Source organism: Micromonospora sp. NPDC005203 (assembly GCF_042872705.1).
Classification (GTDB): Bacteria; Actinomycetota; Actinomycetes; order Mycobacteriales; family Micromonosporaceae; genus Micromonospora.
This window is the reverse complement of record NZ_JBIAKV010000020.1, coordinates 40,943-53,719: the sequence shown is the minus strand read 5'-3', so window position 1 is coordinate 53,719 and position 12,777 is coordinate 40,943. Positions and strand designations below refer to the sequence as shown.

The 12,777-nt window shown below is 71.7% G+C and carries 13 protein-coding genes and 1 pseudogene; 10 read left to right on the top strand and 4 right to left on the bottom strand.

Annotated elements, in window-relative coordinates; genetic code table 11:
• Positions 1-85 precede the first annotated feature (85 nt).
• Positions 86-1,000 carry a hypothetical protein gene (locus ACFYPM_RS29955; protein ID WP_387204004.1) on the top strand — a complete coding sequence of 305 codons (915 nt, stop codon included), beginning with the start codon at positions 86-88 and terminating at the stop codon, positions 998-1,000.
• A 102-nt stretch (positions 1,001-1,102) separates the two neighbouring features.
• Complete coding sequence (locus ACFYPM_RS29950) at positions 1,103-1,432, top strand: hypothetical protein (protein WP_357242315.1); 330 nt, start codon at positions 1,103-1,105, stop codon at positions 1,430-1,432.
• Positions 1,433-1,477: 45 nt separating this feature from the next.
• Here ACFYPM_RS29950 and dacB read toward each other — a convergent pair whose 3' ends face one another.
• Together dacB and ACFYPM_RS29940 are read right to left on the bottom strand one after the other, a co-directional pair.
• Positions 1,478-3,064, bottom strand: a complete 1,587-nt coding sequence (gene dacB / locus ACFYPM_RS29945) for a D-alanyl-D-alanine carboxypeptidase/D-alanyl-D-alanine-endopeptidase (protein ID WP_387204001.1) — start codon at positions 3,062-3,064, stop codon at positions 1,478-1,480.
• Between the two features lie 67 nt (positions 3,065-3,131).
• Complete coding sequence (locus ACFYPM_RS29940) at positions 3,132-3,848, bottom strand: MIP/aquaporin family protein (protein WP_387203998.1); 717 nt, start codon at positions 3,846-3,848, stop codon at positions 3,132-3,134.
• A gap of 49 nt (positions 3,849-3,897) precedes the next feature.
• On the opposite strand from ACFYPM_RS29940, the gene ACFYPM_RS29935 reads away from it, so the two are divergent.
• The 4 genes from ACFYPM_RS29935 (at position 3,898) to ACFYPM_RS29920 (ending at position 8,230) form a co-directional block, all read left to right on the top strand.
• The gene (locus tag ACFYPM_RS29935; protein WP_387203995.1) at positions 3,898-5,031 is read left to right on the top strand and encodes an NAD(P)-binding domain-containing protein; all 1,134 of its coding nucleotides are present in this window, start codon (positions 3,898-3,900) and stop codon (positions 5,029-5,031) included.
• Between the two features lie 193 nt (positions 5,032-5,224).
• Positions 5,225-5,506, top strand: coding sequence for an adhesin (locus ACFYPM_RS29930; RefSeq protein WP_355032899.1), 282 nt, complete (start codon positions 5,225-5,227; stop codon positions 5,504-5,506).
• Between the two features lie 483 nt (positions 5,507-5,989).
• Positions 5,990-6,382: a cupin domain-containing protein gene (locus tag ACFYPM_RS29925; protein WP_357242327.1), complete on the top strand. Its 393-nt coding sequence runs from the start codon at positions 5,990-5,992 to the stop codon at positions 6,380-6,382.
• Positions 6,383-6,430: 48 nt separating this feature from the next.
• On the top strand, positions 6,431-8,230 hold the full coding sequence (locus tag ACFYPM_RS29920) for a glycoside hydrolase family 15 protein (RefSeq protein ID WP_387203990.1): 1,800 nt from the start codon (positions 6,431-6,433) through the stop codon (positions 8,228-8,230).
• A gap of 1 nt (position 8,231) precedes the next feature.
• Here the strand turns inward: ACFYPM_RS29920 and ACFYPM_RS29915 are convergent, their stop codons facing one another.
• Together ACFYPM_RS29915 and ACFYPM_RS29910 are read right to left on the bottom strand one after the other, a co-directional pair.
• Complete coding sequence (locus ACFYPM_RS29915; protein WP_387203987.1) at positions 8,232-9,422, bottom strand: threonine synthase; 1,191 nt, start codon at positions 9,420-9,422, stop codon at positions 8,232-8,234.
• Between the two features lie 16 nt (positions 9,423-9,438).
• Positions 9,439-9,774, bottom strand: a pseudogene (locus ACFYPM_RS29910) (ATP-dependent DNA ligase); the annotation flags it as partial.
• 167 nt (positions 9,775-9,941) lie between these two features.
• Here ACFYPM_RS29910 and ACFYPM_RS29905 point away from each other — a divergent pair.
• The 4 genes from ACFYPM_RS29905 to ACFYPM_RS29890 all read left to right on the top strand — a co-directional run bounded on the left by ACFYPM_RS29905 (position 9,942) and on the right by ACFYPM_RS29890 (position 12,724).
• Entirely contained in the window at positions 9,942-10,730 is a 789-nt protein-coding gene (locus ACFYPM_RS29905) for an aldo/keto reductase (protein WP_387203984.1), read from the top strand.
• Positions 10,731-10,857: 127 nt separating this feature from the next.
• Positions 10,858-11,010: a hypothetical protein gene (locus tag ACFYPM_RS29900; RefSeq protein ID WP_387203981.1), complete on the top strand. Its 153-nt coding sequence runs from the start codon at positions 10,858-10,860 to the stop codon at positions 11,008-11,010.
• Positions 11,010-11,975, top strand: coding sequence for an N-acetylmuramoyl-L-alanine amidase (locus tag ACFYPM_RS29895; RefSeq protein ID WP_387203978.1), 966 nt, complete (start codon positions 11,010-11,012; stop codon positions 11,973-11,975). The genes ACFYPM_RS29900 and ACFYPM_RS29895 overlap by 1 nt, the downstream gene beginning before the upstream one ends.
• 158 nt (positions 11,976-12,133) lie before the next feature.
• Positions 12,134-12,724 carry a hypothetical protein gene (locus ACFYPM_RS29890; protein WP_387203975.1) on the top strand — a complete coding sequence of 197 codons (591 nt, stop codon included), beginning with the start codon at positions 12,134-12,136 and terminating at the stop codon, positions 12,722-12,724.
• Positions 12,725-12,777 lie beyond the last annotated feature (53 nt).

Here is a 12,777-nt window from a genome sequence, read left to right as displayed (position 1 = left end):
CACCGGTGCAAACGTCAAACGATCCACAGTGAACGGTGCGGCGCGCGACGGTCGATGGCAGCCGGGCGGTGGAGGTGGAGGGTCGGTGACGGACGACGACCACACGAGGACGCAGACCCGCACCGGGCTGCGCCGGGTCGCCCGTGCCCGGCAGCGGCGGCGTTGGGCGGTGGAGGGGGTTGCCGTACTCGTCTGCCTGGTGCTGTTGGTCTCGTACCTCGCCAGCCGGTCCGACCCGGAGTCCGGCGACGACCAGGCGGGCCGCGCGGGAGAGGTGCCTGCCGGCGCCGCCCGTTCCGCCGCTCACCCGGCCACCGACGGGCGCACCGGCGAAGCGGGGCCGGCGATGCCGGGCCTGCGTCCGCGTCAGCGCCCACCATCGCCCGATCCGACACCCGCCACGAGCGCGCCCGTCGCACCTCCCGCACCTCCCGCACCTCCCGCGTCTCCGGGGTCGCCGGTGCTGTCGATGACCCAGGGGGAGATGCCCGCCGAGGTCGACCTCACCGCCGTCGGCACCCGGGACTGGATGCACTGGGGGCCGCGCGGGGGCAACTCGACGGTCCGCAAGCGCTCCGGCTCCGGGGAGATCATCGATGCGGGTGGCGCCGGCACGCGGGTCGGCTGGGACGGCAACCAGGAGTACGTCCGCTGGTCCGACGGCTCGTCGCAGCGGTCGACGAACGGCAGCTCCAACGGCGTCTACACCTGCGGTGCCGGCAACGGGTTCACCCTCGCCGTCGCCGGCAGCGGTGAACCGCGCACGGTGCAGGTCTATGGCGGCACCTGGATGGCTCGGGGCCGGCTGGAAGCACGCCTGTCCACCGGTGGGTCCGCCCGCACCGCCGTGCTGGAGGACCCGTACACCAGTCGGAGCGCCCAGTTCACCGTCCGCTTCGCCGCGCCGAAGAACGCCCGACTGCTGCTGACCTGGACCGTTGACAAGGTCTTCACCCCGCACTGCGGCAACGTCGGCCTCCAGGCCGTGGCGGTGCGCTGAACGATCCATCGCACCGCGGGACAGTTTGTCCGTCGCGGACCGTCGAGGAAGTCGTAACTTTCTGCTGTCCCCATCCGGCTATCCAATGTGGAGGCAGCGGAGATGAGCAGCAGCACCGCCCACCGCGTCCGTCGCGCCGTTACGTCCGGTGCCGATGAAGCGCCCGGGGAGGTGCTCCGCGACATTCCCCTGCCGCCGTACGTGACCGGCGAGGACACCCAGTTCGCGGTGCGGGCGGTGGTGGTGCACGCCCCGCAGCGGTGGTCCGGGGGAGTGGTCTGCCGCAACGACGCCAGCCCGCACCCGTGCCGCCTGCACCGTTGGGGCACCCGGGTGCTCGCCCTGCGCGGGCTGCGGGCCGCCGACATCGACGCGCTGATCGAGCGCGGCGACCCGGCGGCGGTGGTCCCTCCACCGGACCGCCCGGCCTGACCGTGCGACGGGCCGGGAGGCGTGGGTACGCCTCCCGGCACTCGCTCAGCAGGTGATCGGCTTGACCCAGGAGCACTCGACGCCCTCCGGGGTCCCGGGCGTCTCCGGCACCGCAGGTGGTGCCATCCGCGCCGTGGTGGCCGCCCCGTCCTCGCGGTATCCCGCCAACGCCACGGCGATCTGGTCCTCCAACGGCTTGACCGACGCCGTCAGGTAGTTGTTCAGCAGGATGGAGAACGCCAACAGCCGGCCGTCGGCGCTCGTGACGTAGCCGGACAGGCCGGAGACACCTGTCAGACTCCCGGTCTTGGCATGCACGTTGCCCGCTGCGGGCGTGTTCGCCATCCGGCTGCGCAGGGTGCCGCCGACGAACCGATCGGGTTGCCCGGCGATCGGCAGTGCCGAATACCAGGTGGTGAACCACGGTTCCGCGCGAACGGCGCTCAGCAGGTCGACGAACTCCGTCGCGGGGATCAGATTGCGCCGGGACAGCCCGGATCCGTCGCGCTGGCGCAGCTTCCCGGTGTCCATTCCGCTGGCGGCCACGTACCCGCTGATCGCGGTCAGTCCGGCCGTCCAGGTGCCCGAGCCGGAGAGGACCCGACCGATCTCCTTGGTCAACACCTCGGCGTGGCCGTTGTTGGAGAGCTTGAGGAACGGCGTCATCAGCTCACCCAGACTCATCGACTCGTGTTGCGCCACCGGGTTCGCCGCCTCCGGGGTGGGCTGGCCGAGCACGGTCCGGCCGAGCACCCGGACGCCGTGCCTCTGCAGCGCGGCCCGGAACACGTCGGCCGCGTACCCGGCGGGCTCCTCGACGGTCACCCAGTCGCTGGCGGGCTCGTTTCCGACGGCGATCTGACCGCTCACCACGACCGTGTTGTCGCCGTGTACGCGCTCGATCGAGATCGAGGTCGCGCCGTCGGTGACCGTGCGGGCGCGGTTGTCGACGCGTACGTACGCGGTGGGCGGGGTGGTGCTGATCACCGGCGCGGCGCCGGCTCGGGCTGCCGGGGCGACGTGCACGATCACGGTGCCCGCGTCGTAGTCGGTGTTCGGCGCCACGGTCAGCGCGGACACCTGGGCGGCGTAGTAGTAGGGCTCGTCGTCCCAGGTCCAGTCGGGGCCGAGCCGGGTGTGGTCGTAGCGGGTGTCGTCGGCGACCAGGTTGCCGGCGACCACGCGCACGCCGTCGGCGGCGACCTGCGCGGCGAGCGCGTCGTAGTCCGTGGCGAGCATCGTCGGATCACCTCCGCCGCGAAGGTAGAGGTTGCCGGAGAGCAGGCCCGCGCGGCGCTTGCCGGTGGCGCGTACGTCGGTGCTGAAGCGGTGTCCCGGGCCGAGCAGCTCGAGGGCCGCCGTCGAGGTCAGCAGCTTGGTGTTCGAGGCCGGGATCAGCCGACGGTCACCGTTGCGGTCGTAGAGCGTCTGGCCGGTGCTGGTGTCGACCACGACCACCGATGTCTGCGCGCCGGCAAGCCGGGCGTCGGCGAGGATCGTGTCGATTGTGGCGTTCAGTCGGGTCGTCGCGAGCGTGGGCGATTCGGCCGTGGCGCCGGGCGCTCCGGCGGTGGCCGCGACGGCGACGAGCGTGAGCAGCGCGAGGGCGCGAGGAAAGTGACGGCGATGCATGCGCCGATGCTGTCATGAGGTGTGTTCGCCGGAGAAGGGCCTCGGGGGCGGGTCCGCGCCGACCGGACTACGACGGTCGGCCGACCGACTTGTCGTGACCACCCCAGTAGTGTCGCTGCGCGCCCATCACCATCGGTGCGACAAGCGCCGCGAGCGCCCCGCCGAGCAGCGGGAAGACGATGAACACCCAGAGCTGCCGCAGCGCCACACCACCCTCGAAGACCGCCGGGCCGAACGCGCGGGCCGGGTTGACCGCGGCACCGGTCAGCGTCACGCCCACCAGTTGGGTGGCGGCGAGGGCCAACCCGATGGCCAGACCCGCGGTGCCGGGATTCTCGCTACGACTGGTCACCACGAGGACGACAAGCACGAAGAGGAAGGTCAGGACGACCTCCAGCACGGCCGCGCCGCCCCGGTTGATGTGCGCGCCGTAACCGTTCGTGCCCAACGCCCCGGTCTGGTCCGCGACGTCGCCCCAGCGGGTCAGCGCCCAGAGCACGAAGGCCGCCACGGTCGCGCCGACGAACTGCGCGATCCAGTACGCCACGGCACCGATCGCCGAGATCTTCCCGGAGAGCAGCACACCGAGCGTCACCGCCGGATTGACGTGGCTCCCGGACAGTGGGCCAATGGTGTAGACGAGGGCGACCATCACGAAACCGAAGGCCAGGGCGACCACCACCACGCCACCCTGGACCCGCGCGGCGACGGCACTGCCGACCCCGAAGAAGACCAGCAGCAGGGTCCCGAGGAACTCGGCCGCGTACCGACGAAAGTCGCTCATGAACTTAGCGTAAGCGCAGGCCAGGTGGCTGTTGCCGGAATGGCCGGCTGTGATCGAGACGACGGCCGGTACGGGCACAGCGGTGCTCACCGAAAGCGTTGCACCCGAGGTGGACACCCACTGCGCGGACGTCGTGGTGATCGGCGCCGGCCAGGCTGGCCTGAGCGCCGGCTACCACCTGCGCCGTACCGGCTTCGCGCCGGGCAGCGGCTTCGTCATCCTCGACGGCGACAACGGACCCGGCGGCGCCTGGCAGCACCGCTGGCCGACACTGGTCTTCGACCGGGTGCACGGCTTCCACGATCTGCCCGGCCTACCGCTGCCGCCCGCCGACCCACAGCGCCCGGCCGCCGACCAGGTGAGCGCCTACTTCGCCGCGTACGAGAGGGCATTCGACCTACCGGTACGGCGACCGGTGCGGGTCCGTGCGGTGCGCTCCCGCCCGGACGGGCGGCTGGACGTCCACACCGACGCGGACCGGTGGACCGCGCGGGCCTTGATCAACGCGACCGGCACGTGGACCCGGCCGTTCTGGCCGCACTACCCGGGCCGGTCGTCGTTTCGGGGCCGGCAGTTGCACACCGCCGACTACCGGGGCCCGGCCGAGTTCGCCGGCCTGCGGGTCGTGGTCGTCGGCGGCGGGACATCCGCCGTGCAACTGCTCGGCGAGGTGTCCACCGTCGCGGCGGCCACCACCTGGGTCACCCGCCGGCCGCCGGAGTTCCGGGACGAGACGTTCGACGCCGAGCTGGGCCGTGCCGCGGTCGCCCGAGTGGACGAGGCGGTCCGGGCCGGCCGACCACCGGGCAGCGTGGTGGGCGTGACCGGGCTGCCGGTCACCCCGGAGGTACGCCGGCTGCGCGAGCGGGGCGTCCTGGACCGGCTACCCGTGTTCGACCGGATCACACCCGACGGGGTGGCCTGGGCGGACGGGCGAAACGTGTCGGCGGACGTGATCCTCTGGTGCACCGGATTCCGCGCCGCAATCGACCATCTCGCCCCGCTGAGCCTGCGCGCGCCGGGCGGCGGTATCACGATGGACGGCACCCGGGTGGTCGCCGACGACCGGATCCACCTGGTCGGGTACGGCCCCTCGGCCAGCACGATCGGCGCCAACCGGGCCGGCCGTGCCGCCGTCAACGAGATTCGCGCCTGGTTGGCCCCGGCCCCCGCTCTCGACTGACCTGGCTCTATTTGACGGATGGGCGGCCAGCGGGCACGGTGGGAGTGACGGGGCCGTCAGCTGCCCCGATTCGATGCGACGGCGACGACCGTTCGCCCTCCTGTCGCCTCCCACGTGCGCTCGTACGCGAGCCGACCGTCCGGTCTGTGCGTCATTGCGACCGCGAGCCGAGAATCCACGAGGAGTTCCGCCCATGCTCACCATGACCGACAACGCCGTGCTCGTCATCCGCGACCTCGCCAACCAGCAGGACGTCGCCCAGGACGGTGGCGTACGCATCGCCGCCGACACCGAGGCCGGCTCGCTGACTGTGGAGTTGGTGCCCGAGCCGGTGCAGGGCGATCGCGTGGTCGACAACCAGGGTGCCCGGATCTTCCTGGACGAGGATGCCGCCGAACTGCTGGGCGACGCCTCGGTGGATGCCACCGTCGACGACGAGGGCGTCATCCAGTTCGGCTTCACCGAGCGGCAGTAGGCGCGGCCCGGAATACGGCGGCTCGGGCGTCGGCGCGGCGACCACGCTGCTCCGACCCCCGCACCCCCACACCCCACACCCCCACACCCCCGCACCCCCGCACCCCCGCACCCCCGCGATCTTGCACTTTCTGTCGTGGCATAGGGGGCATTCCACGCACATCGACGACCGAAACTGCAAGATCGGCGCGGGTGGAGCGTCTTTAGGGGCTGGGCACAAGAGCGCGCGGCGCCGTTTCGACAGTTGTCGGAACGTCGCCGCGCTCTGGCCGTCTCCCACCACCGCAGCCGTTCGGCGGTACGCCGGCGGGGACCTGGCTCGACCGGCTCTTGGTGCCGGTCCGGTACTCGATCCCCGGTCGGCGCGGATCCAAACCCGCCGACCGTGGGGAATTCCGCCATTCGCCAGTCCCGGCACCTCGACATCTCCGCCACCCGTTCAGTCCCTGCGTGACGCGCCGACGAACGGGGTATGAGCGTGGTCATGGAACATTTCACTATCGCGACAGTTGCCGAGAAGAGTCCGGATTTCCGGCGGGTGCTGTGGACCGGCGAGCACAGCCAGTTGGTCATCATGACCATCCCCGAGGGCGGGGAGATCGGCGAAGAGGTGCACGAGGACGTCGACCAGATCCTGACCTTCGTCAGTGGCGTCGGTGAGGCCCGGGTCGCCGGCTCGAAGCGGAAGGTCGTCTCCGGCGACCTGGTGGTCGTGCCGGCCGGCACCAAGCACAACTTCGTCAACACCGGCCCCAACCCGCTGGTGCTGTACACGGTGTACGGCCCCGCCGAGCACGCCGACAAGGCAGTCCACCGGACCAAGGAGGAGGCCGACGCGGCCGAGGAGGCCGGCAAGGACGAGCCGCCGACCGACTGAGCAGTTGGGCAGCGGTCTGATCCGGGCCGATGCGGGTACCCGCGGCGGGTGGAGCAGCAGCCGGCGATCTCCGACTACGGATTCCTCTCGGACTCCCGTTCGGGTGCCCTGGTCGGCAAGGACGGCTCGATCGACTGGTGGTGCCCGCACCGGTTCGACGGGGCCTCCGTGTTCGGGCGGCTGCTCGACCCGACCGCCGGGCACTTTCGGCTCGCACCGGTTGGCGCCGGTGGCCCGGGGCACCGGGTGGAGCGTGCGTACCGGCCGGGCACGTTGGTGCTGCGCACGGTGCACCACACGCCGCACGGCAGCGTGGCGGTCACCGATGCGCTCGCCGCCGAGGTCGGCGCTCGTGCCCACGAACTGGGGATGAACTCGCCCGCCGTGCTGCTCCGGGTGGTCGAGGGGCTGTCCGGGCGAGTCCGGATGGAGCTGGATTTCGCGCCCCGACCGGAGTACGGCCTGCTCACGCCGTACCTGCATGAGCAGCCGGACGGCGGGGTGCTGGCTGGCGCCGGCCCGGTGGTGCTGGTGCTGCGCGCGCCGGGCCTGCGCCTGCGGGCGGGCCGCGACCGGGTGACGCACGAGTTCGAGGTGTCCACCGGTCAGGTGGTCGGGGTGGACGTGGCGTTCGGTGCCGCGTACGGCGACCCTCCGGCCCGGCTGGATCCGGTGGCCGCGCTCGCCGAGACGACGCAGGCCTGGAACGCGTACCGGGACGTGCACGAGTACTCCGGCCGGTACCCCGACCTCGTCCGGCACAGCGCGACGGTCCTGACCGGCCTCACGTACGCCCGCAGCGGCGCGGTCGCCGCGGCGCTGACCACGTCGCTGCCGGAGCGGATCGGCGGCGACCGCAACTACGACTACCGCTACTCCTGGCTGCGGGACTTCTCGTTGACCATGCGCGCGCTGTGGGTGGCGGCCTGCCCGGACGAGGCGTCCCGGCTGTTCGCCTGGGCGTCGCGCTCGATCGGCCGGATCGGCGACGAACCGGTGCCGGTGCTCTTCGGGCTGGAGGGCGAGCGTGACCTGTCCGAGCACCAGTGCCACCACCTGCGCGGCTACCGCGACAGCAGGCCGGTCCGGATCGGCAACGACGCCTGGCAGCAGCGGCAGCTCGACGTGCCGGGTGAGGTGATGTCGGCCGTGTGGCGGCTGCGCGACTATCTCGGTGCGCCGTTCGAGGGCGAGTTGCGGGAGATGGTGCTCGGATTGACCGAGCAGGTGGCGGCGACGTGGCACCTGCCGGACCGGGGCATGTGGGAGACCCGCGACGAGGAGCGCCACTACCTGTCGTCCAAGGTGATCTGCTGGCTGACGCTGGACCGGGCGGTGGGCCTCGCCGACCGGCTCGGCGAGCGGGCGGACCCGCAGCGCTGGGCGCGGGTGCGCGACGAGATCCGCGAGACCGTGCTGCGCGAGGGGTGGAACGACCGGATCGGGGCGTTCACCGGTGCCTTCGGGTCGGCGGAGCTGGACGCCTCCGCGCTGACCCTGCCCGTGGCGCACTTCCTGCCCGCGACCGACCCGCGGATGCGCTCGACGATGGAGATGGTGGAGCGGGAACTGGGCACGGACGGCGGTCTGGTCCGACGATGGTCGACCGACCCGGGCGGGTTTCTGCTGTGTTCGTTCTGGCTGGTGGAGTGCCTGGTCATGGCGGGCGAGCCGGAGCGGGCCGAGGCGCTGTTCGAGCGGGTGGTGGGGTACGCCAACGACGTGGGGTTGTTCAGCGAGCAGATCGACCTGACCAGTGGGGAGCAGCTCGGCAACACCCCGCAGGCGCTCTCCCACGTCGGGCTGATCAACGCGGCCTGGCGGTTGACCGCGCCGGACAGCTACTGAGTCAGTCCAGCACCGGTACGCCGGACACGTCGACCGTGTCCGGATACTTCAGCCCGGAGCCGGTGTTGAGCACCACCACCCGCTCACCGGCCCGGATCCACCCGCCGGCGCGCAGTTGCCGCGCCGCGGTCAGGCAGGCCGCCCCCTCCGGGCAGAGCAGCAACCCCTCCCGGCCGGCGAAGTCCCGAAGGTCGGCCAGGATGTCCGCGTCGTCGACCGCGACAGCGGTGCCGGAGGACTCCCGCAGCGCCGCCAGGATCAGCTCGTCGCCCAGCGGGGCGGGCACGGTGATGCCGAACGCCACCGTGTGCGCGTCCGCCCAGGGCCGCGCCCGGTCCTCACCGGCGGCGAACGCCCGCACGATGGGTGCGCAGCCGGTCGACTGCACCGCCACCAGCCGGGGCAGCTTGTCGCCGATCCAGCCCAGCTCGCGCAGCTCGTGTAGTGCCTTGTGAATGCCGATCAACCCGACACCGCCGCCGGTCGGGTAGATGATCACGTCGGGCGCCTGCCAACCGAGCTGCTCGACGATCTCGTACCCCATCGTCTTCTTGCCCTCCAGCCGGTAGGGCTCGCGCAGCGTGCCGGCGTCGAAGATTGCCCCGTTCGACTCCGCGATCAGCTCGGCGACCCGCCGGCCGGCATCGCTGATCAGCCCGTCGATCAGGCGCAGGTCGGCCCCCGCGGCGACGCACTCGCGCCGGCAGATGCTCGGGGCCGCCAGCGGCATGACGATTGTCGCGCCCATCCCGGCGCGCGCGGCGTACGTCGCCCAGGCCGACCCGGCGTTGCCGTTGGTGGGCATCGCGATCCGCTCGACCCCCAGCTCGCGGGCCCGGCTCACGCCGACCGCCGCGCCGCGCGCCTTGAACGAGCCGGTCGGGATCAACCCCTCGTCCTTGACCATCAGCTCCGCGATGCCGATCTCGGCGCCGTACGCCGGGGCGCGCAGCAGCGGCGTCCAACCCTCGCCGAGCGTCGTGACGTGCCGTGGGTCGCCGACCGGCAGCACCTCCCGGTAGCGCCACAGGTCGGCCGGGCGCAACCCGAACCGTTCCGGGGTGACCGCCTTCGCCACCGCCGGCAGGTCGTAGCGGGCCAGCAGCGGGGAGCCGCACGCGCAGAGGTTGCGCAGCTCGTCGGCGGAGTGCTCCTTGCCGCAGCGCGGGCAGTCCAGGTGGGTCAGGTACACATCGCTCCTCGCCGTTTCAGACCGCGTCGATGCTCAACCAGCGCTGGCTGCGCCGCCCCGGCTCGTACACCGAGTCGAGCCGCTTGGCGACCACGCCCGGTAGGCCCTGCTCCCGCCCGGTGCGCAGGGCCTCGTCGCCCGCGCCCGGGAACCATGGCGGAGTCTGCCAGTGCACACCGGCCAAGGCCAGCCCATCGAGCAGCTCCCGGCGTTGCGCGTACGGCACGTCGACGCTGCTCACACCCTCCGGCCAGAGCAGGACGACGATCAGGTACTGAGCGCCGGCGGGCACCCGAGCGCCGCGGACCGGGCGGACCCGGCCGGCGCCGTCGATGCGCACCAGCACACGGTCGCCGCGCCGGCACCGGCTCCGGCGTACGGGCCGCGTCCCGTCGTCGCCGGTACTCCTCCAGCCGGTCGGTCACACAGGCATTCTGCGGCACACCGGATCGGTGCGCTGGGTGCCGGAGTGTCCGGTTCGCTCGGCGGGCGGGCGCTCGGCGGGGTAGAACGGACCTCATGGACCTCACCGACCAGCCCACCGTCCTGCTCCCGGGCGACGTCCGGATGCCCCTGCTCGGCTTCGGCACCTGGCAGGCCACCGGCCAGGCCGGTTACGACGCGGTGCTGGCCGCGCTCGACACCGGCTACCGGCACGTCGACACCGCCACCGTCTACGGCAACGAGCGCGAGGTCGGCCGGGCCGTACAGGAGAGCGGGCTGCGCCGGGAGGACATCTTCATCACCACCAAGCTGCCGCCGAACCGGGTAGGTCAGGAGCGGGCGACGTTGGAGGCCAGCCTGGAGGCGCTCGGCGTCGACCAGGTGGACCTCTGGTTGGTCCACTGGCCACCGTCGTCGCCGTCGGACAGCATCCCGCTCTGGCGTGAGCTGCTGGCGGCTCGGGACGAGAACCTCGTCCGGGCGGTGGGTGTCAGCAACTACAGCACCGGGCAGATCGACGAGCTGATCCAGTCGACCGAGGAGAACCCGGCGGTCAACCAGATCGAGTGGAGTCCGGCGCTGTACGACCGGCAGCGGCACGCCGAGCACCGGGACCGGGGCGTGGTGCTGGAGGGTTACAGCCCGTTCAAGACCAGCGACCTCAGCGACCCGGTGCTGACCAGGATCGCTGCCGCGCACGGAGTCTCGCCGGCGCAGGTGGTGCTGAGGTGGCACATCGACCACGAGATCGTGGCGATCCCGAAGTCGGTGACCCCGGAGCGGATCACCGCCAACTTCGACGTCTTCCACTTCTCGCTCACGGCGGAGGAGATGCGCGACATCGACGCGCTCGGCGAGGTCTGAACCGGCGATTTCCTTCAGTCAGCAACATAGGGATGAAGGCTATCGACATCGACGTTCGTGACGGTATAGCGTGCCCGTCATCACGTTCGTCGATCCGTTCGAAACCCACCGTCGCTGGAGGATCGCCATGTCCCGACCCCCGTCCATTCGCCTGCGCCGCCGTGGGGTGCTCGGCATCCCGGCCCTGGTGGTCGCCGCGCTGACCGTCGTCGCCCGGCCCACCCCGGCGAGCGCCGCGCCGAAGGCCGAGTGCCTCGCCGACCTGCTCCAGGAGGCCTGATGGCGACGATCGGATGGCTGGTGGACGTCCTACGTGCCGCCGGGGTCCAGGTCGTCGTCGAGGGGGACTGGCTCAACCGGATGCGGCCCGGCTCCTTCGACCCGATCGGGGTGCTCTGGCACCACACCGCCTCGACCTCCAGCGCCAGCAACCCGCACCCGGCCCTTGGCATCTGCATCAACGGCCGGTCCGACCTGCCCGGCCCGCTCTGCCAGGCGCTCGTCGACTACAACGGTGTCTTCCACGTCATCTCGGCCGGCCGCTGCAACCACGCCGGGGTCAGCGGCGGCAGCGGGCCGATCCCGGCGGGCGACGGCAACACCCTCATGATCGGGTGGGAGATCGACTACAACGGCGTCAGTCAGGAGATGACCGCCGCGCAGTACAGCGCGTCGCTCGCCGCCACCGCTGCCGTGCTCACCCGCCTGGGCCGGGACAGCAGCTATGCCCGGGGGCACCGGGAGACCAGCACCACCGGCAAGATCGACCCGTCGTTCATCGACCTGAACGTGATGCGGGCCGACGTGGCGGCGAGAATGGCCGGCGGCGGCACGGCCTGGTCCTCCACGGTGGACAACACCACCAGCGGCCGGTTCACCGCCAGCGCCAACTGGGGCGTGTCGTCGTACTCCGGGCAGCGCTACGGCGCCGACTACCGGTACGCGGACCCGGTCGCGGCCAGCGACGTCGCGTGGTACCGGTTCAACGTGCCGGCCACCGCCAGCTACCGGGTCGAGGCCTGGTGGCCGGCGAACTCCGGCTACAACAGCGCCGCCCCGTACATCGTCGCCACCAGCACCGGCAACCAGACGGTGCGGGTCGACCAACGGGCCACCGGCGGGCAGTGGCGCGTCCTCGGCACGTTCGCACTCCCGGCGGGCGACGCCAACCGGGTGGGCGTGAGCCGGTGGAGCAACGCCACCGGCCTGGTCATCGCCGACGCCGTACGCCTGACCCGGGTCTGACCTCGGCCGTCCGTGCTTGATCGACTCGACTTCCTGAAGGCCGGGGAGTCCCAGGGGTGATGATGCCCCGACTTCAGGTAACCCGAGTGGCTCAAATCGGGTGCCGGATGTCGGCGGATCGATCTAAGGTCGTCGCTCCACCTCAGCAAGGGAGCACAGTGATCCGCTTTTCCACAGTCCTGGCCGCCGGCATCACCGCCGCCGCCACGATCACGCTGGTCGCCGGCCCGGCGCAGGCCGACACCGTCAACCGGTCCGCGCACGCCCATTTCGACGGCGACGGCAGCATGTTCGTCGACGTGACCCGGCCGGCGGTCGGCGACACGGTTGTCGACGTCGAGTGGCAAAAAAGCGTCTGTGTCGTCAGCGACGGCGTGCGCGGCTGTGACAGCGTCTCCCGCCGCGCGTACGACGTGCCGGTCACCCGCTTCTCGTTCTCGTTGACGGGTGCGAAGCTCACCGCGACGGTGCCCTACCAGGAGTCTCGGCAGCACTGCGACTTCGTCGACGGCGACGAGATCTGCGGAGAGCGGCAGGAAAGCGCTGGCGCCACCACCCTCAAGGTCACCTGGGTGGCTCTGGACGAGCCGCTCCGGCGCGAGCGGTGGACGGGCGAGGACGGCAGCGTGCACATCAGCACGTCCGCGTGGACGACCGTCTCGGGCAGCGGTTTCGGCACCACGTACGACGGGTCGGCGACCAGCTTCGGCCAACTGACCCGGACGCGGACCATCCCGCCGGCCGCCTGAGCAGATCCGGCACCGACAGACGCCGCGGGGGCGTGACCTGAACTGTCACGCCC

Bases quoted from the DNA above. Each gene is read 5' to 3' on its own strand.
- dacB (WP_387204001.1), bottom strand. From the start codon at position 3,064: ATGCATCGCCGTCACTTTCCTCGCGCCCTCGCGCTGCTCACGCTCGTC.
- ACFYPM_RS29925 (WP_357242327.1), top strand. From the start codon at position 5,990: ATGGAACATTTCACTATCGCGACAGTTGCCGAGAAGAGTCCGGATTTC.
- ACFYPM_RS29940 (WP_387203998.1), bottom strand. From the start codon at position 3,848: ATGAGCGACTTTCGTCGGTACGCGGCCGAGTTCCTCGGGACCCTGCTG.
- ACFYPM_RS29950 (WP_357242315.1), top strand. From the start codon at position 1,103: ATGAGCAGCAGCACCGCCCACCGCGTCCGTCGCGCCGTTACGTCCGGT.
- ACFYPM_RS29900 (WP_387203981.1), top strand. From the start codon at position 10,858: ATGTCCCGACCCCCGTCCATTCGCCTGCGCCGCCGTGGGGTGCTCGGC.
- ACFYPM_RS29895 (WP_387203978.1), top strand. From the start codon at position 11,010: ATGGCGACGATCGGATGGCTGGTGGACGTCCTACGTGCCGCCGGGGTC.
- ACFYPM_RS29905 (WP_387203984.1), top strand. From the start codon at position 9,942: ATGGACCTCACCGACCAGCCCACCGTCCTGCTCCCGGGCGACGTCCGG.
- ACFYPM_RS29930 (WP_355032899.1), top strand. From the start codon at position 5,225: ATGCTCACCATGACCGACAACGCCGTGCTCGTCATCCGCGACCTCGCC.